This is a genomic window from Winogradskyella sp. J14-2 (assembly GCF_001971725.1).
Classification (GTDB): domain Bacteria; phylum Bacteroidota; class Bacteroidia; order Flavobacteriales; family Flavobacteriaceae; genus Winogradskyella.
Genome location: NZ_CP019388.1, coordinates 3131918 through 3153685 on the forward strand (window position 1 = coordinate 3131918; position 21768 = coordinate 3153685).

A 21768-nucleotide genomic window follows, 5' to 3' on the forward strand; every position below is an offset into this window, starting at 1 on the left:
TAGATTACTTACATTTATAAAAAATAATAACATGAAGATTTTAAAAAATATATTGGCCTTAGTAGGGCTTTTTTGCGTGTCAGGATTATTTATTTTTTCTGTTCAAAAAGCACCTTCAGATAAAACTATCGGAAAAGAAGATCCGTTGGTTAACGATTATAACGTTTATGCCTTAGAAATGCCAGAGGGTTTAAATTTTGCAGGCGAAAAAGTTCCGGTAGAAAATCCGGATATTTATGAGCGCATGGATAGAGAACTTTTAGTTAATACCTATTGGCAGTCTAATGGACTGCTTTTATTTAAACGTGCTCAGAAATATTTTCCAATTATAGAACCAATCTTAGAAAAAAATGGCGTGCCAGACGATTTTAAATATTTAGCTGTAATAGAAAGCGGATTAATACCAACAGCTGTATCACCAGCAAAAGCGTCTGGTGTTTGGCAAATAATGGAGGCTACAGGAAGAGAAAATGGGTTAGAAGTTAACTCTAACGTTGACGAGCGTTATAACCTAGAAATGGCTACAGAAGTAGCTTGTAAATATTTAAAAAAGGCAAAAGAACAACTTGGCACATGGACATTGGCTGCAGCAGCATACAATGCTGGTAATGCTGGTATATCGAGACGCCTAAAGGAGCAAGGCGTAAGTAACTATTATGATTTATTGCTTGGCGAAGAAACAGGGCGTTATATGTTTAGAATTGTAGCCTTAAAAGAAATTTTAAACAATCCATCTAAATACGGATTTAACTTCAATAAAAGCGATTTGTATAAGCACATACCAACTTACAAAGTAAAAGTGGATACCGCAGTTACCGATTTTTCTAAATTCGCTAAACAATTTGGTATTAATTATAAGATATTAAAAATTCATAATCCTTGGTTAAGAGAAGGACATCTCAACAACAGATCACGCAAATTGTATAATATAGAAATTCCTGAAGAAGGTTATTATAATGTACTTCCTTAATTCTTGGAATACGTTAAGGAACATATCTGGCAAATTCTTATAGCGCTCAATTACGTTCTAGCTATATCAGCTGTATTCACGGTTCTATTAAAAAAAATAAACCCAACAAAAACATTAAGTTACATTATTGTTTTGTTAGTTTTTCCTTTTGTCGGCTTAATTGTTTACTATTTATTTGGGCAAGAATACCGTAAGACTAAAATTTTTAGTAGAAAAAACGTTTTAAACCAATCGGTTGTTAAACAAATTCAAGAAGAGCTAGAGCTAGATACAAAAACCATAGAAAATGTAGACGATTTATTAGAAGAAAAGTCAAAACTCATTAGACTTCTATATAATAATGAAAAGTCAAAACTCACCGTAAATAATGACATAAAACTCATTAAAAACGGTGACAAAAAAATGCAGTTATTATTAGAGGATATAAAAGATGCTAAGCACCATATTCATATTGAATATTTTATAATTAAAGACGACACCATAGGTACTAAATTCTTAGACCTCTTATGCAGTAAAGCCAACGAAGGTGTAATTATAAAAATAGTAATAGATGATGTAGGCAGTGCAATATCCTCTAAAATGAAACGTAAATTAAAAGATAGTGGTGTAGAGCTTTACAAGTTTATGCCAGTGCTATTTTCTAAATTTACAGGAAAAATGAATTATCGCGATCACAGAAAAATTGCCATAATCGACGGAAAGATAGGATACATTGGTGGTATTAATATTTCTGATAACTACATCAATTCAAACAACACAAGGTATTGGCGCGATACACATATTAGAATAGTTGGAGAAGCAGTGAAGCAACTTCAAATAGTGTTTCTAACCACCTTAGATTTTGTGAGTGATGGAGAACTAAAGATTTCAAAAGATTATTTTCCCGCACACAAATGCAAAGAAAATGTGGCACTACAAATTGCAGCTAGTGGTCCAGATACAGATTGGTCTAATATTATGGAATCTATTTTTGTTGCTGTAACCAATGCCGAAAAATATATACATATTACAACACCCTATTTTATTCCAAATGACGAAATCGTCACTGCCTTACAAGTAGCCGCTAGAAGTAATATTGAAGTAAAACTTATTGTACCCAAAAAATCAGACTCTTGGATTGCAGAATATGCTACCAATTCGTATCTAGAAAAATTACTCGAAGCAGGTGTAAAAGTATACCAGTATACCAAAGGATTTGTACATGCCAAAACCATTGTTATAGATGATGTTTTTAGCACTGTTGGTACAGCAAATATGGATTACAGAAGTTTTAATATAAACTTTGAGGTTAACGCACTAATCTACAACAAACCGCTTGCTCAGCAACTTAATACTATTTTTAGTGCCGATTTAGAGAACGCAACCGAAATAGATTTAAATGTTTGGCAAAAAAGATCTAAGCGAACCAAGCTCATTGAAGCTTTAGCGCGCTTAGCAGCACCATTATTATAAAATTATCGTCTACTTCTTCTGTTTTGTCTAGCAGAAGTTGGCTGTCCGTAATGTTGTCTCGGTATAGATGCTTTCTTCATTTGTTGCTTCATCATCTTTATTTGGTCGGCGAGCATATTGCGCTTGTCAAGTTTTTCGGCTTCAGATAATAATTTTTGTGCTTCTTGTTTTCTGCGCTTAGAAAACGCAATGCCAGCTAAATTTAGTTTTGCCATTGCTAAGTCATGATCCATCGATAAGCCAAGGCTTATGGCTTTTTTAAAGAATTTTTCGGCATCGTTCATGTTGGTTTGAGAAACCATTATGCCATTGAGGTAGTTTAAATACCCTTGTTGCTTTTTTACCAATGCGGCTTCAGGATTCTTAATCTTATCTAACCATCTTTTAGCACCAGCAAAGTCTTGCTTGCGCAGTTTAAAAAAGGCTAAAAGAATCATTTCATTTTTAAAGTATAGAAAAATGAATATGGTAGAGAGTAATAAATACATTATGCCATTGCCTATGTAACCTTCAGTGAATTGATATATGGCATACCCAATAATTAATGCAGCTATTACTAATTTTATATTTTTATTAAACATTTTTTTGGTTTAAATATTGAAGTGTGCAAAGGTAATAAAAACAAATAATTTTTTTTTGAAAATAGTACTTGCTAAAGCAAAAACTTGTTGTATATTTGCACCCGGTTTTTAAAAGAACCTCTATCGACGATTAAATAAAGAATTCAGGATTTTAAAAATATAAGACAATGCCAAAAAGAACGTTTCAACCGTCAAAAAGAAAGAGAAGAAACAAGCACGGTTTCAGAGAAAGAATGGCTTCTGTTAACGGAAGAAAAGTTTTAGCAAGTAGAAGAGCTAAAGGAAGAAAGAAATTGTCTGTATCTTCAGAATTAAGACATAAAAAATAATGATTAACAATTGTTAATATTTTAAAGGTGTTACTTAGGTGTAACACCTTTTTTTATACCTAATCGATATTTATTTTTGCAAACCAAAAGATAATCTCATGCCAAAAAACAAAAACATTAAATCTATTCTATTAATTGGTTCTGGTCCAATTATTATCGGTCAAGCTTGTGAGTTTGATTACTCGGGTTCTCAAGCTTTACGTTCGCTAAGAGAAGACGGAATAGAAACAATTCTTATTAACTCTAACCCAGCAACGATTATGACGGATCCTGCCATGGCAGATCATGTTTACCTGTTGCCGCTTACTACCAAATCGATAATAAAGATTTTAAAAGAGCACCCTCAAATTGATGCAGTTCTACCAACAATGGGAGGACAAACAGCATTAAACCTTTGTATAGAAGCCGATGAAAAAGGCATCTGGGAAGATTTTGATGTAGAAATTATTGGTGTAAACATCGACGCTATTAACATTACTGAAGATAGAGAGAAATTTAGAGAATTAATGCTGAAAATTGGTGTTGGTATGGCACCACAGGCAACAGCAACATCGTTCTTAAAAGGCAAAGAAATAGCTCAAGAATTTGGTTTTCCTTTATGTATTAGAGCTTCTTTTACTTTGGGTGGCGCTGGCGCATCAATCGTATACGACGAAAAAGAATTTGATGAATCCCTTACAAGAGGTTTAGAAATTTCGCCAATCCACGAGGTTATGATTGATAAAGCTATGATGGGATGGAAAGAGTACGAGTTAGAGCTACTTAGAGACAAAAATGATAACGTTGTTATAATCTGTACTATTGAGAATATGGACCCAATGGGTATCCATACTGGTGACTCTATAACGGTAGCACCAGCAATGACATTGTCAGATAAAACCTTCCAGAAAATGCGCGATATGGCAATTCATATGATGCGTAGTATTGGAGATTTTGCAGGTGGTTGTAACGTTCAGTTTGCAGTTAGTCCAGATGAAGAAGAAGAAATTATTGCAATTGAAATTAATCCACGTGTATCGCGCTCTTCAGCATTAGCAAGTAAAGCAACAGGTTACCCAATTGCAAAGATTGCAGCAAAGTTAGCTTTAGGTTATACATTAGATGAGTTAAGTAATCAGATTACAAAATCTACATCTGCTTTATTTGAACCAACTTTAGACTACGTTATCGTAAAAATACCACGTTGGAATTTTGATAAATTTGAAGGATCAGACAGAACTTTAGGTCTTCAAATGAAAGCGGTAGGTGAGGTAATGGGCATTGGACGTTCTTTCCAAGAAGCATTGCATAAAGCTACGCAATCATTAGAGATAAAACGTAATGGTTTAGGTGCAGATGGTAAAGGTTATAAGAACTACGATCAAATTATAGATAAGCTTACCAATGCAAGTTGGGATCGTGTATTTGTGTTGTATGATGCTATACAAATGGGAATTCCATTAAGTCGTATTCACGAAATCACCAAAATAGACATGTGGTTCTTAAAGCAATACGAAGAACTGTATCATTTAGAGAAAGAAATCTCAACTTATACAATTGATAATATTGATAGAGAGCTATTACTAGAAGCTAAGCAGAAAGGGTATGGAGATCGCCAGATTGCACATATGCTTAAGTGTCTAGAAAGTGAAGTTTACAACAAACGTAGAGAACTTAAAATAAACCGTGTTTACAAACTTGTAGATACGTGTGCGGCTGAGTTTAAGGCACAAACACCATATTACTATTCTACATTTGAGAGTGAAGTAGAGACTGCAGACGGACAAGTTTCTGTAGCTAACGAAAGTGTTGTTACAGATAAGAAAAAAATTATCGTTCTTGGCTCTGGTCCAAACCGTATAGGGCAGGGAATAGAGTTTGATTATTGTTGTGTGCATGGTGTTTTAGCAGCATCAGAATGTGGTTATGAAACCATTATGATTAACTGCAACCCAGAAACGGTTTCTACAGATTTTGATATTGCAGACAAATTATATTTTGAACCTGTATTCTGGGAGCATATTTACGATATAATTCAACATGAAAAACCTGAAGGTGTCATAGTTCAACTTGGTGGACAAACTGCTTTAAAGCTTGCTGAAAAGTTAGAGCGATATGGTGTAAAGATTATGGGAACAAGTTTCCAGTCTTTAGATTTAGCAGAAGATAGAGGGAGTTTTTCAACCTTATTAAAAGAAAATAATATTCCTTATCCAAAATTTGATGTGGCTACAAACGCAGAAGAAGCACTTAAAGTAGCAGAAGAATTGAATTTTCCAATTCTTGTAAGACCGTCTTACGTTCTTGGTGGACAAGGCATGAAAATAGTTATTAATAAACAAGAACTTGAAGAGCACGTTATAGATCTTTTAAAGTCTATACCAGGAAACAAGTTGCTTTTAGACCACTATTTAGATGGTGCGATTGAAGCCGAAGCTGATGCGATTTGTGATGGTGAAAATGTTTACATCATTGGTATAATGGAGCACATTGAGCCTTGTGGTATTCACTCTGGCGATAGTAATGCAACATTACCACCATTCAACCTAGGTGAGTTTGTAATGCAGCAAATAAAAGATCACACTAAAAAAATTGCGTTAGCGCTTAACACTGTTGGTTTAATCAATATTCAGTTTGCAATTAAAGATGATACAGTTTACATTATAGAGGCTAACCCAAGAGCGTCGCGTACAGTACCATTTATTGCAAAAGCATATAAAGAACCTTACGTTAACTATGCAACTAAAGTTATGTTGGGTAAAAACAAAGTAACAGATTTTGAGTTTAACCCACAATTAGAGGGTTATGCGATAAAACAACCGGTTTTCTCATTTAATAAATTCCCTAATGTCAATAAAAAATTAGGGCCAGAAATGAAGAGTACAGGAGAGAGCATATTGTTTATAGAAAGTCTAAAAGAAGACGAGTTTTATGATCTCTATTCAAGACGAAAAATGTATTTGAGTAGGTAAAAGTTTAGTTTTTTTGATAAATGGCTAAAATGTTATGATATAAATTGTTAACTTAGCATAAAAATTTTATCTATGAAAAGAACTTTACTACTATTTTCTTTTTGTTTAATATTTAGCAGTGTTTTTTCTCAAGTTGCAATTAATCAGGTTGATGATTTTGAAGATGGAACCACTCAAGGATGGTTTGAAAGTGGAAGCCCTAGCGATACTAACGAAAACATTGCAAGCGATGGTCCTGATGGTACTGATGATAATTATTTAAGAGATTTTACCTCTGGTGTTGGGGCAGGAAGTGGCTCTAGAATGGTAATTAGAAATACTACCAGCTGGATAGGAAATTTCACCAGCGAAGGGATCCTATCTATTACAATGGATGTTCGTGCTTTAACAAATGATGTTACAGTAAGAGTGTCAGTTACTGGTCCTGGTGGAAAATTTTCTTCATCAACAGGTGTAGTAATTGCAGCGGGTTCAGAATGGACGGAAGTTACAATTCCTATTTCACCCTCGGATATGGTTTCTGTTGCCGATGGTTTTGATGGTGGTAGTCCTGGTACAGATATTAATGCAACGCTAGCAAATGTTACCGAGTTTAGAATTTTGAGTAATCCAAACCCTGCGTGGCGAGGTCAAGTAATAACTGCAGAAATGCATTTGGATAATATTACTGCAACAGGTTCTTTAAGTATAGAGGATTTAAATAAACAAGATATTGAATTTTCTATATCTCCAAATCCAGCCAAAAATAAACTGAATGTTGTAATGCCAGTTGGTAGTGAAGAAATGATTCTTGAGGTTTTCGATGTTTTGGGTAAACGTGTTTACAAAGGTGCTATAACCCAACTAACATCTTCAGTGAATGTAACAAGCTGGAAAAGTGGAGTATATCTAGTAAGAGTTTCTAACGATACATCTACGCTAGTAAAACGCTTTGTGAAACAGTAAATTTATAATACAAAGACTTACAGTAAAGAGCAATCTAAATGTTTAGATTGCTTTTTTTTATTATTAGTTTCTAGAAAGTTCTATTTTTACTCTGTAGCCTTCAAGCTGCTTAATATAATCTTTTAGTGAAAAGCTGGTAGAATCAAACTCTTCTTGTCTTTGTCTTTTTGTTTCAATACGTTTTATGGCTTTTAAAAAACGTTTTATTTCGGTTTCGTCATTTATAATAATTCCTGGAACTTCCTTTGATTGTCCATTATCATCTCTCGCAACCAAGGTAAAATAAGACGAGTTACAGTGTTTTATTTTTCCTGTTTGGATATTTTCAGATTCTACTCTTATACCAATTACCATAGATGTTCTGCCTACATAATTTACCGAAGCTTTCATGGTTACTAGTTCACCAACTTCTATCGGATTTATAAAATCTACAGTATCTACCGAAGCTGTAACACAATAAGCACCAGAGTGTTTTGAGGCGCACGCAAAAGCAATTTGGTCCATGAGATTTAATATATAGCCTCCATGAATTTTTCCACTAAAATTAGAATGTGAAGGTAACATTAATTGCGAAATCTGTATTCTTGAGGCATCTACTGTTTTATACATAAGATTTAAGGTTTAAAAATAATAAACTTACTATTATGGCAATTCCAAAACTAAGCAGTGTACCTATTAAAATATACTCTGTTAGCTTTCGTTCTTTAGTTGAGGTTAAATCACCAAATCTAAATACGGATTTGGCAGTGATAAGAAAGCCTACAGCTTCCCAATGACCAACTATGATAAAGATAAATACTAAAAGTCGTTCTAATACACCAATATACTTACCAGCATCTTTTAAAGATTCATTATCCTCAGTATATTTTGAAATATCCCATTTTGTAAAAATGGTTTTCATAATAATCGATGTTGGTTGTGTTAGAAATACGATACAAATCAATAAGAATAGCGCTGATGTATCTATATATAGCGATAATGTAATGTCCTTGTGGTGCATTACTATGGTTAAAACAAATATGGCGACCATATGTAGAACTTGATCTACAAAAAAATAGAATTTTTTTGTTTTTTTCTTTTGCAGAAGAAGCTTAAGGGCGTCAATGATGAGGTGTGAAGCACCAATCAGTAGAATCAAAAACCAATGAGAAAAGTCCCAGACCAAAAGAAACATCAAAGCTATATGAATTGCAATATGAATGTATAGCCACTTAGACTTTAGTTTCTTTTTTTCTTTATCCTTTACCCATTTTTGCGGTTGAAGAAAAAAATCACCTAAAATATGGGCAAGAATAAGTTTTAAGATTATTAGATTCATGGCTGATCTATTTTTTGTCTATACAGTTTATCTAATTCTAATATTTCATCTAAATAAGCTCTTTTTTGACGCTTGCTTACTGCATCTTGGCTAATACCAATAAGTTTTGCCAATTCTGCTTGTATCATAGTAGGGTTTTCTATGCTAAGTTTTACAATTTCAGCCGAATTCGTAGTCCAGTTATCCATTGCAATCAATGCAAGTTTAAAATATAAGTTCAACTCTTCATTAAGTACAAAATCTCTGGTCTTAACCTTTAGATTTACCTTTTCTTTTTTTAGGGTTTCAAAAGTTTCTCCAGAATGTACAAATGCCTCACCATTAGATTCACTTACGGTGTTGCCTTCGTGATCTTTCGTTCCGATACCGATAGACATTCTTACATCTAAACCTTTGATAGTTTTAATGCAGGATTTTATATATACAGCATTTATAAAACTATCATAAATATCTCTGCATTCATATTGAAAGCTGTCTCCACGATAAATTTCATAGTAGGATTTATTAGATGATAGTGTATTAAGAGCATATTTCAATTGCTCCATCCAAATATTTTGATCCTTAAGATTTCTGGATTTGATGATGTCTCCAGTTATAACACTAGTCATAGTATCATTATTTACTTCAAATATATGCCTTAAAAATGGAATAAACAAAAATATTCCCTTAAAAAGGAATATTTTTAATTATGCTTTTAAAAAGGAATACTTAAATATCATCTTCTGAAGCTCTTTTAATAATACTTTCAGGAAGCGCTTTTTTGGCTTTGGCACCCATTTTCTTAATTTTTTCTACTCTAGAGATAAGGTTGCCTTTACCTTCAACCAATTTGTTCATCGCAGCAGAGTAATCGCTTTTGGCTGCATCAATCTTTTTACCAACACCAGTTAAGTCAGACACTAAACCTTCAAACTTATCATACAATGCACCTGCTTGCTTGGCAATTTCTATAGCATTTTGCTGTTGCTTTTCGTTGTTCCACATGGTGTCAATGGTGCGCAATGTAGCTAAGAGGGTAGAAGGGGTAACGATAACAATATTTTGTTCAAAAGCTTTGTTGTAGAGTGTGTTGTCTTCATTAATAGCAACTGCAAAAGCAGGTTCTATTGGGATAAACATCAACACAAAATCAGGCGACTCAATATCATATAAATCCTGATAGTTTTTAGACGATAACTGATCTACATGTTTTTTAATTGAATTTACATGTGCTTTTAAATAGAGCGCACGTTCGTCATCTTCGGCATTAACCAAACGTTCATAATCGGTTAGCGATACTTTAGAGTCTATAATCATTTTTTTGTTATCCGGAAGATGCAAAACCACATCTGGCATAACACGAGTGCCATCTTCGCGCTGAAAGTTTTGTTGTACAAAATATTCACGGTCTTTTTCTAAACCAGACTTTTCTAGAACACGTTCTAATACCAGTTCGCCCCAGTTTCCTTGAGTTTTACTATCTCCTTTTAAAGCTTTGGTTAGGTTGGTTGCTTCTTTTGCCATTTGTTGATTAAGATCTTTAAGACCCAACAATTGCTCTTTTAAAGCAGAGTGCATACTTATGCTTTCCTTTTGAGAATCCTCGACTTTCTTTTCAAAGGTTTTTATCTTTTCTTCAAGTGGATTGAGAATGTTTTTAATGTTTTCTTTATTCTGAATAGTGAATTTCTCTGACTTTTCATCTAGAATTTTAGAGGCCATCAATTCAAAATCTTTTCTAAGCTGCTCTTGTTGTTTGGCAAGTTCTTCGTCTCGTTTTAAGTTCTGTTCCTGAAGATTCTCATACTCTGTATTTTTTCGAGATAATTCAGAATTTAATAATTCTTTTTCTCTTCTTATTTCTTCTCGTTCCGTTTCAATTTTAGAAATGTTAGCTTTTAAATCTTGTATTTGTTGATTAAAAAGAATATTCTGCTTTTGGTGTTCTGCCTCTGAGTATTGCTTTATGTCTTCTAACTGTTTGTTAAGATTGGCGTTACGTTCTTCTAAAGCGCTGGTGCTACTTTTACTCTTTAGTTGAGAGAACTTTAAGCCAAGAAAAGCACCAATTGCAGCAGAAACAATGATGGCGATAAATAAAATGAGTGTGTCGTTCATATTTGTAAAAGAGAATTTATCAAAGATACATTTTTAGTATGAAGTAAGTAGTATGAAGCTCAAAGATGAAAAGACTATTTCTTCACTCTAAAACTTCCAGAAGTATTATCAAAAGAAATTAAATCATCAGGAAAAAGGGATTCAAAAATACCTTTTGAAATTAAGTTACATGGCTGATCATAAACAACATTTTCTTTTCGCATGACGATCATGGTGTCACAAAGTTGAATGGCTAAGTCAATTTCGTGAGATGAAAATAAAATGGTTTTACCTGTTTCTTTAGTTAATTTTTGAAGCAATTTTAAAATATAGGCTTTGTGATACATGTCTAAATGTGTAGTGGGTTCATCCAAAACAATGATATCTGTGTCTTGCGCTAAGGCACGTGCAATCATTACTTTTTGTAGTTGTCCATCACTTAGTTCGTAGCATTTTTTGTTTCTAAGTTCTATAATATTAACCAGCTTAAAGGCGTTTTCAACGATCTCAACATCTTTTGAGGTTAAACTGCCTATCCAATTGGTGTAAGGATGTCTTCCCAATGCGATGAGTTCGTATACAGAGAGATTTTTTGAAGTTAATGCTTCGGTTAAAACAATACTTAGTTGTTTAGCTAGGTCTAAAGAGGATATCGATTTTAAATCTGTATCATTTAAAAGTACTGTTCCAGATAGTGCAGGTTGAACTTTAATGAGCGTTCTTAAAAGTGTAGATTTACCAATACCGTTTGCACCAACCAAACCGATAAGTTGTTTGTTTTCTAATTCAAAATTGATATTTTCCGAAATGACCGTTTCTCCCTTTTTGGTCTTATAACCAATAGAGAGGTTTTTGGCTTTTAGGATGGTATGTCGTTTTTCTTTTTTCATTTTATAAGGACCTGCTAGGTTTTAAAACCTGCAAGGTCTACTAACTTTTCTAAAACATCATTTTTCGTTGTCTAACCAATAACCAAATCACAACAGGTGCACCAACCAAAGCGGTTATGGCATTAATAGGTAAGGTGTAATCACTACCTGGAACTTGCGCTATACTATCGCAAATAAGCATAGTAATTGCACCAAACAAAAATACCGCTGGTAAAAGAATTTTGTGATTAGAGGTTTTAAAAATTTGACGTGTTAAATGCGGAATGGCCAAACCAATAAATGCAATTGGACCTGCAAATGCCGTAATGGTTCCTGCAATTAAACTTGTAGCTAGTATAATTATAAACCGACTTTGTTTTAAATTAATACCTAAACTTTTGGCATAATTTTCACCAAGTAATAAGCTGTTCAATGACTTTATCGAAATCATACTCAAAATTATCCCAACAAGATATATGAAGAAGAAAATGCTGAGTTCCTTCCAAGATAGATTACTTAAGCTACCAAAACCCCAAAACACGTATTGTTGTAATTGCTCTGCAGAACTAAAATACGATAACACACTTACCACTGCAGCAGTAATGCTTCCAAACATTAAGCCTATAATAAGTATGGCCATGGTGTCTCTAACTTTATGCGATACAGCTAAAACCGCTAATAATACCAGAAAACTACCAAGACTGGCAGCAATGACAATACTCCATTTTGAAATTAAGGCCGTCGCAAAGAAACCACCAAATAAACCAGAGCCTAAAATGATTAAAGCAACACCTAAGCTAGCACCAGACGTAATACCTAAAACAAAAGGCCCAGCTAAAGGATTTCTAAATAAGGTTTGCATTAACAATCCTGAAACTCCAAGTCCAGAGCCAACTAAAATTGATGTTATGGCTTTAGGTAGCCTGTAATTGGTAATTATAACGTCCCATGTTGTGTTATCGATATTGCCAAATAGGCTACCAATTATACTTCTTAAAGGAATATTTACAGAACCTAAACTAATATTAATAAAAAAGCAGGTAATAAGTATTACTACTAGCAATGCATACAGAAATTGATATGTTTGGGATTTATGCAATTAGTTAAGAGGTTTAAAAAAATATGGAGTGTAATTCTGTAAGAGATCTGGATGGCATATTTTTATAAGATCTTTTAAGACCAAATCTGGCCTAGCTGTTCCTAATTCATAGTATAAAACGCCACCCGTAGCACCAGAAGTGTTAACAAACGAATAAATTGACTTATTCTTAAATGCATCAAAGTTGGTGTATAACTCACTGGCTTCTTCAAGTTGTTTATAGCTAGAATAGTAGGATGGACTTAACCAAATATCTGCATGTTGGGCTTTTTCTAAAACAACTTCAAAACTTAGGGCTAAACTTCCGTTTCCAGAGGTGTCACTCCATAAATAATTAACATTAGCATCTTTTAAAAATTGTGCTTCTGGACTAGAACCATTTGGTAAATACCACACGTCTTTATGCATTGCACCACTCAAAATTGTTGGTTGTTCTTTTGCATTAGCAGCTATTTTTTTAGCCTCTAAATACTCACTTTCAATAGTATTAAAAATAGAATCTGCTTTTTTCTCTTTATTGAACAACACTCCAAAAAACTTTATCCATTCCGCTTTAGCTAGTGCTGAATACTCTACCCAATCACCATTATAAATTACCGGAATACCAGATTTTTTAATCGTTTCAAAAGTTTTGTTGACACCATCTACGCCAAATCCAATAACAACGTTTGGGTTTAGTTCTAACAACACTTCTGTATTAATACCTTCGTTTTTACCAAGTTCTCTAACTAGTCCATCGTCAATACGTTTTCTTGTTTTTTCAGAAGAAATGTAATCTGTGCCTGGAAACCCTACCAATGTTTGTTCTACATCTAGTAATTCTAATGCTGGTATGTGAGTTGTTGAAGTTACAACCAGTTTTGTAATGTTATCCGTAATTACACCATCATAAGCATCGCTTGGAAACGTCATTACTGCGAGCTGTTCTTTAGAAGCAATAAGATATTTATATGTTTTTTTTGCTTCTGGCCATGGACTATTAATCGTTAAGATTTTGTGGGTAGAATAATCTTCAACAGCAAACCCTTTAGCATATTTTAATATTAAACTGCTTTGATCTTTGCTTGGCAAATCAGGAAACGTTCTTAACGATTCCTTTTCTTCCTTACAATTAAATAGGAATGTGAATAATAGAATAAAAACAAGTGACTTTCTCATCTATTTAAAATTAGTCAATAGTTTATGATTTAATTTTTTTTAGGAGCAATGAACCTAGTTTTCCAAATGCCCATTATGGGCTTTTATATGTAACTATTGTAACTCATTAATATGTTTGTTAATTGTAGTTTTGTTAAAACTTCAATAATGAGAGACGATTCAAATTTAACCATATATATTATTGCAGGAATTATAATTGCACATTTTTTAGTGGGTTTTATCTATCTCATTTACAAAATGAATAAGAAAAACCACAAATAAACCTTTCATTTTTTAAGATTACATTACTTTTACGCCGAAATCTGGTTTTATTCAATTTTTTTGAATGAATTAAAAGGGAATTTGGTGAAAATCCAAAACTGTTCCCGCAACTGTAAGTTTATGCCGAACTGTTGTTTCGGCACCTCAAAATAGAGGTTATTATTTACTTCAATACCACTGAGAGATTGCCACAGTTGACTGAAAAAAAGTCAACTTCGCAATGACATTCTTGGGAAGGTGAAATAATAAAGATAAGTCAGGAGACCTGCCAATTTCAACAAAGAAGTCAAACTTTCGGGATAAAAGTTTACTCGGTAATTGAGATCTAGGTCTTTTTATATCCTTACTCAGTATCGCTGTATGTTCTCTCGAGCAATTAATGTATTAAATGAACAAAACAAAATTGTTTTGTAGCATACTTGGTTTAGGTATGCTCACAATTGGATCTGCACAAATTAAACAGGATTCAGTTAAAGTAGAAAAACTAGATGAAGTTGTATTATCAGATTCTCGCTTTGCGCTAAAACGAGAAAATTCTGGTAAGGTTATTACAAAAATCACCTCTAAAACATTAGAGAAATTACAAGGGCAATCGGTAGCCGAAATCATTGGAAGAACCGCTGGAGTAGAAATTAATGGTGTACGCAGTAATGCAGGGCAAAATCTCAGTTATTTGGTACGAGGAGGTAGAAATCGTCAAGTTTTAATTATGATTGATGGAGTACAAGTTACCGATCCGTCGCAAATTGCAAACGATTACGATCTACGCTTTCTCAATGCAGATCAAGTAGAGTCTATCGAAATTTTAAAAGGTGCCTCGAGCACGCTTTATGGTACTGGTGCTGCAACAGCAGTAATTAACATTAAGCTAAAAGAAGCTTCTAAAAAAGCATTTAGCCTTAATTTAAGAAGTACGCTTGGTACTAATCAATCTGCAGATGAAGATGCCTATGCCTTAGAAGACTTTAGAAATAGTGTTACTGTAAATGGAAGTTTAGGAAAGTTTAATTATTTGGCAAGTTTTGGTCATCAATTTACCGATGGACTTTCTGCCATTGCCAACGGAAATGAGTCAGATGCTTTTAATAGCAATAACGGTAATTTAAAACTTGGTTACAGGTTTAGTGATAGCTTTAGATTAAATACCTATGCGAGCTATGATAATTATAAAGCAGATTTTGATGACAGTTTTGGAATGATGGATGCTGAGAACGTATCAATATCTAAACAATACAGAATAGGCGTATCACCAGAATTTAAATACAATAATGGAAGCATTACTGTTAACGCAGCTTATAATGATGTTGAACGTGATATTGAATCGAGTTTTCCATCAATGTTCAATGCTCAAAGTGTTATTGTCGATGCCTTTAACCGTTATAATTTTAGCGATAAATTTTACACTGTTTTAGGTCTTAATTATCAAGACAATCAAATGGAAAGTTTTTCAATTCCATTTGGTGAAACTGAGTTTAGCCAGGCAATTGACCCAGAAACTGCACAATTTACAATTACAGATCCGTATGCCAATGTGGTTTATGTTTCGGATTTTGGATTAAACGTCAATGCTGGTTTAAGGCTAAATAACCATAGCGAATACGGGAGTCATTTGGTATATAGTTTAAATCCATCATATAAGTTCGATGTTGATTTTGGTTACATAAAGGGTTTGGCGAGTTATAGTACCGCTTTTATTACACCATCTCTGTTTCAGCTATTTGAGCCAAGCTTTGGAAATGCAGACCTAGAACCAGAAGAAAACCAAACTATTGAAGTGGGAGCGGAAGTATCTGTAAAAGGCAAGGCAACATTTAGCTTGGTTTACTTTAACAGAAACGAAGAAAACTTTATTGATTTTGTAGATACAGGAGATTTTGTTTTTCAGTACCGAAATATTGAAAAATCATTTACGGCAAGTGGTGTTGAGTTTGTTGCACAGGTAAAACTGTCCAAGGATATAGACATTAACTTAAATGCAACATATACGACTTTAGATGAGGATTTAAGCCTAAGAATACCTGAGATTAAAATTAATACAAGGTTAGACTACAGCTTGTCAGAACAAATACAAACGAGTTTATCTTATCAGTATAACGATCAACGTGAAGACGTTTTTTTTAATAATACAACGTTTGAAAACGAAGTTGTTACCTTACAATCTTACGGTTTGTTAGATTTTAATGTAAACTATATAATCTTACAAGATAAACTGTCGCTCTTTGCAAATGTTACAAATATCTTTAATGAAGACTATCAAGAATTATTTGGTTTTAGTACTAGAGGTAGAGGAGTTAACCTTGGCTTTAATTTAAAACTATAGAGAATAAAAAAGCCGCTTACAGAGCGGCTTTTTTACTTAATCTTCAAACATTAAACTTTCAATGGGCGAAAACTGAATTTGTTTAATTAACGGTCTAAATTCTGGCTCTATTGGTGTTATAGCTGGTCTTCCTCCTGTCGTGATTTCTACAATGGCAACCGCTAAAAGTGGGTCTGACGAGGTCCCGAGAGTTCCTAAGTCTCCAGGTGTTTCAACATAAAGAATATCTGGTGTTAAACCTATTGCTGGGACCAAGACCTCATTAACGTTTGTTGAGTTAGCAGTAAGAGGAATCAATGCGTAATTATGCCCTGCATTTACATTCTGGTTGCCAAAATTTTGAGAGTCAAACACTAATCGGTTAGATTGTGTTTTGCCAGCTGTGTTGTCCCCAATATGTACTACCTCAATATATGGCCTAAGACTATTAATTATCAACTCGCTGGCAGAAGCAGAGCTGGCAGAGGTTAAAACATATACTTTATTGAGGTTGAGACTGTTAATGCCTGCGCCATTTGAAAGTGAATTTGTGAATTCGTAATCTCTATTCTGATTTGCCTGATTATCGTTATAAAATAATTTTGAAAATATTTGGCCATTAAACTGACCGGTAATCATGCTTGCCAAGTGCACAGCGGTTTGTATGCTACCACCACTATTGTATCTTAAATCTAAGATCAGCTCCTCAGCACCTTCTGCTTGAAACTGCGCAAATGCAGCGTTTAATTGACTATCAAAAGTACTCGTAAACCCATTATACATTAAATAGGCAACATTGATATCAGAAAAATTTAAAACTTCTGCAATATGCACAGGATTTTCAGTATAATTTTCTTTAGATAACGTTACACTGTCGTTATTTAACTCAATAGTGTCATCATCAACCTCTGGTGTACCATTACTATTATAATTCGCAAAATTCAGGGTATAAGAATTCTGACTTAATAATTCAATTCTGTTATCAACCGTTAAGTTAATTCCATCTACAGCTCTAAAAATTTGTCCGCGCACAAGTCCCAAATTATCAGCTACGCTATTATTTAAAACTAAAGTAATAGCTCCAAATAATTGTGTTTGGCTTCCTGGAATAAAAAACAGTCTAAATTCTAATCCGTTTGTTAATATAGTGCCTTGCTGAGCGTTTAATACATCAAGGTAATTTGGCACAATAACACTAAACGGATCCAAGGGATCAAATCTTAGTGTAGTAAATAAGTCCTCAGGAGTATTAAAACCATCGAGATATTCTTGGTATTCTTCAGTTTTATCATAGCGATTATCTATACCATTTATTCCAAACCTGTCATTAGATAAATCAGGAATATTATCATTGTAGAGATAATAAGCGTTCATGGCTTTCCAAACAAAATCTTTAATGTCCGTGTTTGCAACAACATTATCGTCTTGGTCTTCAAAACAGCTTGTTATAACCAAGCACAATGCAACGGTTAGAATAAATGATTTGGCAATTTTCTTTCTTATGGTTTTCATAGTGTCTTTTTCTTAATGATAGCAATGCTTTACATTATGTCTGTAAAACTCTAAATTTACTTACATTATTATAAATAAAAAAACTTTGTAACAAATTGTAATGTATGTCGTCGTAATGTTGAAGGTTTATAAAAACACCTTTTTTATCCTAAGTATACCTTAGGTAACCACCAATCAAAAAAAAGTAATGAAGCAGGCAGATTTTGTAAGCTTAGTAATGCCATTTAAGGATAAAGTATTTCGTTTAGCCAAGCGTTTATTGGTGTCGCGAGAAGAAGCAGAAGATGCTACACAAGAAATACTGCTGAAATTATGGAAAAATAAAGAGAAGATAGAAAACTATAATAATGTTGAAGCTTTCTCTATGACAATGACAAAGAATTTTTGTTTGGACAGACTAAAATCTAAGCAAGCACAGAATTTAAAAATTGTTCACAGTAATTATACAGATAACAATGCGTCATTGCAAAAACAAGTTGAAGCTAAAGATAGTGTCAACTGGGTGTCTCGTATAATGGAAGATTTGCCCGAACAACAAAAAATAATCGTACAACTAAGAGATGTTGAGCAGTATGATTATGCAGAGATAGCTAAAATGTTAGATATGAATGAGACCGCAGTGCGTGTCAATCTATCGAGAGCAAGAAAAACAATAAGAGAAAAATTAACTAATACACATCAACATGGTATTAAATAATATAGAAAAACTAATAGAAAAGTATAATAATGCAGAAACAACTTTAGCAGAAGAAGCTACGCTAAGAGATTACTTTGCAAGTGATAATGTTGCACCGCATTTAGAACATTATATACCTATGTTTGCATACTTTTCACAAACGCAGCAAGAGCAGTATACCAAAGACGTTCCATTAAAACCTAAGAGAACAAAATTGTATCAATGGATTTCTGTCGCAGCAGTTACAGTTCTTATGCTTGGTCTTATTGTTCCACCTATTCTTGGTCCTTCAGAAGAAGAGATAAAACAAAAGGAATTAGCCATGGAAACCTACAATAAGACCATGGAAGCTTTAAGTTTAGTTTCCATAGGAATGAATGAGGGCAAAGAGCAACTTAATTCATTAACACTAATTTCAGACAATCTCAATCAAGGATTAGAAGAAGCGAGTAGGCTAACAAAGTTTTCAAAAGCCACAAACAGAATATTTAAAAACAAGTAAAACACACAAACTAAGAATTATGAAGAAATTAATTGTAATAATCGCACTTATTTTAGCACCAATGTTATCTGGAGCACAAAGTATTTTTGATAAATATGAAGATATGAAAGACGTGACGTCTATCGTAGTTACTCAAAAAGCTTTCAGAATGTTAGCTACTATAGATCTAGATGTAGATGATCCTGAAGCAAAGGAATTCATGGAAATGGTAAAAAAGATTACAGGTCTTAAAGTATTTACAACTGGAGACCAAAAAATATCAGCTGATATAAAAAATACTGTTGATAAATATCTAAAATCTTCAGATCTCGAAGAGTTGATGAGAATCAAAGATGGAGAGCAAACAGTTAATTTTTATGTTAAGGAAGGTAAAGATGAAAATCATGTTAAAGAGTTACTAATGTTCGTTTCAGGACTAAAAGAACTTACAGAAGGACAAGACATAGAAATAAACGGTAAAAAACGTGAGATAGAAACTGTTCTTTTAACTTTAACTGGTGATATAGATTTGAGACAGATTTCAAAATTATCTAGCCAAATGGATATTCCAGGTGGTGATCAGTTAAAAAAGGCAGGCGAAAAAGGTAAAGAGTAATATATTATGATACAATCAATCAAAAAATTAATAGTAATGTTGTTTTTGGTTGTGGCTTACACAAGCTGCAACCAAGAGCCAACGTTGCAAACCTATTTTGTAGATAGTGAACCCAAAACAGGTTTCTTTTCTGTAGATGCGCCAGTTAGTTTGCTAAATTTAGAAGAAGTTAAACTTACTAAAGAACAAAAGGAGGCTTATGAGTCTATAGATAAGCTCAATGTTTTAGCTTATAGAATAGATGCCACAAATATAGAGGAGTACGAGTTAGAACTAGCAAAAGTTAAAACCATTCTAAAAAATCCAAAATACGAAGAGTTAATGAGAGGTGGTAACAGTACAGACGGTCGTTTTATGGTAAAGTTTATAGGTGAGGTAGACCATGTTGACGAACTAATTCTATTTGGAAACGCAAAAGACAAAGGCTTTATGGTAGCAAGAGTACTTGGTGATGATATGAATGCTGGCAAATTAATGTCCCTTCAATCGGTCTTAAAGGATATGGATTTTGAAAACGCAAATCTTAAAGGTATAACAGACTTTTTTAAATAAACTGACAGATATTTAAAATGTTAATGAGAATCGTCCTGGAGTTTGTCTTCAGGACTATTTTTTTTGGCATCATTTTTTAGAGCGTGCCAAAAAGCAATAATTAATAATCCACCAAAAAGCGAAAATAATAAGGCTTTAATAATAAAATATTCCAGCACCTCAAACATTCCGGCAGTAAAAAAACCAATTGTAATTATGGCAATGATTATTAGTGCTATAGAATTTTTGTTTATCGGAAAAAGTCTCATTTATATACCAGTGTAGTTGCTTGGTGTTATTGTTTTTAATTCAGATTTAATAGCATCTGAAACCTCTAAAGTATCAATAAATTCAGAAATTGATTTTTTATTAATTGCTTCATTGGTTCTTGTTAGCCCTTTTAAAGCTTCATATGGGTTTGGGTAACCCTCACGACGCAGTATCGTTTGAATAGCTTCAGCAACAACTGCCCAATTGTTTTCTAAGTCTTGTTCAAATTTAGAGGCATTTAGAAGTAATTTGCCCAGTCCTTTCAAAGTCGATTTAAAACCAATTATAGTATGGCCAAAAGGTACACCAGCATTTCTTAAAACCGTACTGTCTGTTAGATCACGCTGCATTCTAGATATCGGTAGCTTCGCCGCAAGATGTTCAAAAATGGCATTGGCAATGCCCAAGTTACCCTCACTGTTTTCAAAATCAATCGGGTTTACTTTATGTGGCATCGCAGAGCTACCAACTTCTCCTTTTTTAATCTTTTGTTTAAAATAATCCATGGATACATATGTCCAGATATCTCTATCTAAATCTATGATAATGGTATTAATACGTTTTAAGGCATCAAACAACGCAGCCATATGGTCATAATGCTCAATTTGGGTTGTTGGGAACGAGTGTTGTAAACCTAACTTTTCTTGTACAAATTCGGTTCCAAAAGCTTTCCAGTCTACGTTAGGATAAGCAACCTTGTGTGCATTAAAATTGCCAGTTGCTCCTCCAAATTTGGCTGCACTAGGTACGTCATTTAATAGGTTAAACTGTTCTTTTAATCTAACTGCAAAAACATCAATCTCTTTCCCTAAGCGTGTTGGTGAAGCAGGTTGACCATGTGTTCTTGCCAGCATTGGCACAGCTTTCCATTCTTCGGCTAAGTCTTCAATTTTTTTGAGTAAGCTTAAGTACTCAGGAACATAAACATCGTTCATTGCTTCCTTAATACTAAGTGGAATTGCAGTATTATTAATATCTTGGGACGTTAACCCAAAGTGAATAAATTCTTTATGCTCAGATAAGCCAAGAGCATCAAACTTTTCCTTTATAAAATACTCAACTGCTTTTACATCGTGGTTAGTTACTTTTTCAATCTCTTTTATGGCAGCAGCATCAACTGGTGTAAAGTTTTTATAGATGGCTCTTAAATTTTCAAAAGTACTAGATGAAACAGATTTTAGTTGTGGTAAAGGCAATTCGCATAGTGCAATAAAGTATTCAATTTCTACAAAAACACGATATTTTATTAAAGCTTCTTCAGAAAAATAATTGCCTAAAGCCTCTACTTTAGATCTGTATCTGCCATCTATTGGTGAAATTGCGCTAAGTGCTGTAAGTGCCATTTAAGTTGGTTTTTTAAGAAGCATCAAAGAT

The 21768-nt window shown here is 33.5% G+C and carries 21 protein-coding genes and 1 riboswitch; of the genes, 10 read left to right on the forward strand and 11 right to left on the reverse strand.

Annotated elements, in window-relative coordinates:
• Positions 1-31 precede the first annotated feature (31 nt).
• Positions 32-970: a lytic transglycosylase domain-containing protein gene (locus BWZ20_RS14100; RefSeq protein ID WP_076621374.1), complete on the forward strand. Its 939-nt coding sequence runs from the start codon at positions 32-34 to the stop codon at positions 968-970.
• A gap of 3 nt (positions 971-973) precedes the next feature.
• On the forward strand, positions 974-2422 hold the full coding sequence (gene cls / locus BWZ20_RS14105; RefSeq protein ID WP_076620862.1) for a cardiolipin synthase: 1449 nt from the start codon (positions 974-976) through the stop codon (positions 2420-2422).
• A gap of 2 nt (positions 2423-2424) precedes the next feature.
• On the opposite strand, the gene BWZ20_RS14110 is transcribed toward cls, so the two are convergent.
• Complete coding sequence (locus BWZ20_RS14110; protein WP_076620864.1) at positions 2425-3003, reverse strand: hypothetical protein; 579 nt, start codon at positions 3001-3003, stop codon at positions 2425-2427.
• Positions 3004-3170: 167 nt separating this feature from the next.
• On the opposite strand from BWZ20_RS14110, the gene rpmH reads away from it, so the two are divergent.
• From rpmH to BWZ20_RS14125, 3 genes are all read left to right on the forward strand, one after another.
• The gene (gene rpmH, locus BWZ20_RS14115) at positions 3171-3332 is read left to right on the forward strand and encodes a 50S ribosomal protein L34 (protein WP_076620865.1); all 162 of its coding nucleotides are present in this window, start codon (positions 3171-3173) and stop codon (positions 3330-3332) included.
• A gap of 98 nt (positions 3333-3430) precedes the next feature.
• Complete coding sequence (gene carB, locus BWZ20_RS14120) at positions 3431-6283, forward strand: carbamoyl-phosphate synthase large subunit (protein ID WP_076620867.1); 2853 nt, start codon at positions 3431-3433, stop codon at positions 6281-6283.
• A gap of 72 nt (positions 6284-6355) precedes the next feature.
• A complete protein-coding gene (locus BWZ20_RS14125) occupies positions 6356-7228 on the forward strand; it encodes a T9SS type A sorting domain-containing protein (RefSeq protein ID WP_076620869.1) in 873 nt (290 codons plus the stop codon).
• A gap of 63 nt (positions 7229-7291) precedes the next feature.
• Here the strand turns inward: BWZ20_RS14125 and BWZ20_RS14130 are convergent, their stop codons facing one another.
• The 7 genes from BWZ20_RS14130 to BWZ20_RS14160 all read right to left on the reverse strand — a co-directional run bounded on the left by BWZ20_RS14130 (position 7292) and on the right by BWZ20_RS14160 (position 13748).
• Positions 7292-7837, reverse strand: a complete 546-nt coding sequence (locus tag BWZ20_RS14130) for an acyl-CoA thioesterase (protein ID WP_076620871.1) — start codon at positions 7835-7837, stop codon at positions 7292-7294.
• The gene (locus BWZ20_RS14135) at positions 7830-8546 is read right to left on the reverse strand and encodes a DUF3307 domain-containing protein (protein WP_076620873.1); all 717 of its coding nucleotides are present in this window, start codon (positions 8544-8546) and stop codon (positions 7830-7832) included. The genes BWZ20_RS14130 and BWZ20_RS14135 overlap by 8 nt, the downstream gene beginning before the upstream one ends.
• Positions 8543-9154: a SatD family protein gene (locus tag BWZ20_RS14140; RefSeq protein ID WP_076620875.1), complete on the reverse strand. Its 612-nt coding sequence runs from the start codon at positions 9152-9154 to the stop codon at positions 8543-8545. The genes BWZ20_RS14135 and BWZ20_RS14140 overlap by 4 nt, the downstream gene beginning before the upstream one ends.
• Positions 9155-9254: 100 nt before the next feature.
• Positions 9255-10643 (reverse strand): DNA recombination protein RmuC, encoded by a 1389-nt coding sequence (gene rmuC / locus BWZ20_RS14145; RefSeq protein ID WP_076620877.1) that lies wholly within the window; start codon positions 10641-10643, stop codon positions 9255-9257.
• A gap of 74 nt (positions 10644-10717) precedes the next feature.
• Positions 10718-11512 carry an ABC transporter ATP-binding protein gene (locus BWZ20_RS14150; RefSeq protein ID WP_076620879.1) on the reverse strand — a complete coding sequence of 265 codons (795 nt, stop codon included), beginning with the start codon at positions 11510-11512 and terminating at the stop codon, positions 10718-10720.
• 49 nt (positions 11513-11561) lie between these two features.
• Positions 11562-12554 carry a FecCD family ABC transporter permease gene (locus tag BWZ20_RS14155; protein WP_410529703.1) on the reverse strand — a complete coding sequence of 331 codons (993 nt, stop codon included), beginning with the start codon at positions 12552-12554 and terminating at the stop codon, positions 11562-11564.
• A 36-nt stretch (positions 12555-12590) separates the two neighbouring features.
• A complete protein-coding gene (locus BWZ20_RS14160; RefSeq protein ID WP_076620883.1) occupies positions 12591-13748 on the reverse strand; it encodes an ABC transporter substrate-binding protein in 1158 nt (385 codons plus the stop codon).
• Between the two features lie 286 nt (positions 13749-14034).
• Positions 14035-14297: riboswitch (cobalamin riboswitch) on the forward strand.
• 100 nt (positions 14298-14397) lie between these two features.
• Here BWZ20_RS14160 and BWZ20_RS14165 point away from each other — a divergent pair.
• Positions 14398-16329, forward strand: a complete 1932-nt coding sequence (locus BWZ20_RS14165) for a TonB-dependent receptor plug domain-containing protein (RefSeq protein ID WP_076620886.1) — start codon at positions 14398-14400, stop codon at positions 16327-16329.
• 36 nt (positions 16330-16365) lie between these two features.
• Here BWZ20_RS14165 and BWZ20_RS14170 read toward each other — a convergent pair whose 3' ends face one another.
• The gene (locus BWZ20_RS14170) at positions 16366-17820 is read right to left on the reverse strand and encodes a S41 family peptidase (RefSeq protein WP_076620889.1); all 1455 of its coding nucleotides are present in this window, start codon (positions 17818-17820) and stop codon (positions 16366-16368) included.
• A 187-nt stretch (positions 17821-18007) separates the two neighbouring features.
• On the opposite strand from BWZ20_RS14170, the gene BWZ20_RS14175 reads away from it, so the two are divergent.
• From BWZ20_RS14175 to BWZ20_RS14190, 4 genes are read left to right on the forward strand one after another with little or no spacing between them, the layout of a single operon-like run.
• Positions 18008-18517 (forward strand): RNA polymerase sigma factor, encoded by a 510-nt coding sequence (locus BWZ20_RS14175; RefSeq protein WP_076620891.1) that lies wholly within the window; start codon positions 18008-18010, stop codon positions 18515-18517.
• A complete protein-coding gene (locus tag BWZ20_RS14180) occupies positions 18504-18998 on the forward strand; it encodes a hypothetical protein (RefSeq protein ID WP_076620894.1) in 495 nt (164 codons plus the stop codon). The genes BWZ20_RS14175 and BWZ20_RS14180 overlap by 14 nt, the downstream gene beginning before the upstream one ends.
• 19 nt (positions 18999-19017) lie before the next feature.
• Positions 19018-19593, forward strand: coding sequence for a DUF4252 domain-containing protein (locus BWZ20_RS14185; RefSeq protein ID WP_076620896.1), 576 nt, complete (start codon positions 19018-19020; stop codon positions 19591-19593).
• A 6-nt stretch (positions 19594-19599) separates the two neighbouring features.
• Positions 19600-20145, forward strand: a complete 546-nt coding sequence (locus BWZ20_RS14190) for a DUF4252 domain-containing protein (RefSeq protein WP_076620898.1) — start codon at positions 19600-19602, stop codon at positions 20143-20145.
• A 20-nt stretch (positions 20146-20165) separates the two neighbouring features.
• On the opposite strand, the gene BWZ20_RS14195 is transcribed toward BWZ20_RS14190, so the two are convergent.
• Complete coding sequence (locus BWZ20_RS14195; protein ID WP_076620900.1) at positions 20166-20393, reverse strand: hypothetical protein; 228 nt, start codon at positions 20391-20393, stop codon at positions 20166-20168.
• Positions 20394-21737 (reverse strand): adenylosuccinate lyase, encoded by a 1344-nt coding sequence (gene purB, locus BWZ20_RS14200; RefSeq protein ID WP_076620902.1) that lies wholly within the window; start codon positions 21735-21737, stop codon positions 20394-20396.
• Positions 21738-21768: the final 31 nt, after the last annotated feature.

Excerpts from the sequence above, each read along its gene's own strand:
- BWZ20_RS14130 (WP_076620871.1), bottom strand. The coding sequence starts at position 7,837 with ATGTATAAAACAGTAGATGCCTCAAGAATACAGATTTCGCAATTAATG.
- BWZ20_RS14125 (WP_076620869.1), top strand. The coding sequence starts at position 6,356 with ATGAAAAGAACTTTACTACTATTTTCTTTTTGTTTAATATTTAGCAGT.
- BWZ20_RS14150 (WP_076620879.1), bottom strand. The coding sequence starts at position 11,512 with ATGAAAAAAGAAAAACGACATACCATCCTAAAAGCCAAAAACCTCTCT.
- rmuC (WP_076620877.1), bottom strand. The coding sequence starts at position 10,643 with ATGAACGACACACTCATTTTATTTATCGCCATCATTGTTTCTGCTGCA.
- carB (WP_076620867.1), top strand. The coding sequence starts at position 3,431 with ATGCCAAAAAACAAAAACATTAAATCTATTCTATTAATTGGTTCTGGT.
- BWZ20_RS14110 (WP_076620864.1), bottom strand. The coding sequence starts at position 3,003 with ATGTTTAATAAAAATATAAAATTAGTAATAGCTGCATTAATTATTGGG.
- BWZ20_RS14195 (WP_076620900.1), bottom strand. The coding sequence starts at position 20,393 with ATGAGACTTTTTCCGATAAACAAAAATTCTATAGCACTAATAATCATT.
- rpmH (WP_076620865.1), top strand. The coding sequence starts at position 3,171 with ATGCCAAAAAGAACGTTTCAACCGTCAAAAAGAAAGAGAAGAAACAAG.
- BWZ20_RS14190 (WP_076620898.1), top strand. The coding sequence starts at position 19,600 with ATGATACAATCAATCAAAAAATTAATAGTAATGTTGTTTTTGGTTGTG.
- BWZ20_RS14140 (WP_076620875.1), bottom strand. The coding sequence starts at position 9,154 with ATGACTAGTGTTATAACTGGAGACATCATCAAATCCAGAAATCTTAAG.
- BWZ20_RS14185 (WP_076620896.1), top strand. The coding sequence starts at position 19,018 with ATGAAGAAATTAATTGTAATAATCGCACTTATTTTAGCACCAATGTTA.
- purB (WP_076620902.1), bottom strand. The coding sequence starts at position 21,737 with ATGGCACTTACAGCACTTAGCGCAATTTCACCAATAGATGGCAGATAC.
- BWZ20_RS14165 (WP_076620886.1), top strand. The coding sequence starts at position 14,398 with ATGAACAAAACAAAATTGTTTTGTAGCATACTTGGTTTAGGTATGCTC.
- BWZ20_RS14160 (WP_076620883.1), bottom strand. The coding sequence starts at position 13,748 with ATGAGAAAGTCACTTGTTTTTATTCTATTATTCACATTCCTATTTAAT.
- BWZ20_RS14175 (WP_076620891.1), top strand. The coding sequence starts at position 18,008 with ATGAAGCAGGCAGATTTTGTAAGCTTAGTAATGCCATTTAAGGATAAA.
- BWZ20_RS14135 (WP_076620873.1), bottom strand. The coding sequence starts at position 8,546 with ATGAATCTAATAATCTTAAAACTTATTCTTGCCCATATTTTAGGTGAT.
- BWZ20_RS14180 (WP_076620894.1), top strand. The coding sequence starts at position 18,504 with ATGGTATTAAATAATATAGAAAAACTAATAGAAAAGTATAATAATGCA.
- BWZ20_RS14170 (WP_076620889.1), bottom strand. The coding sequence starts at position 17,820 with ATGAAAACCATAAGAAAGAAAATTGCCAAATCATTTATTCTAACCGTT.
- BWZ20_RS14100 (WP_076621374.1), top strand. The coding sequence starts at position 32 with ATGAAGATTTTAAAAAATATATTGGCCTTAGTAGGGCTTTTTTGCGTG.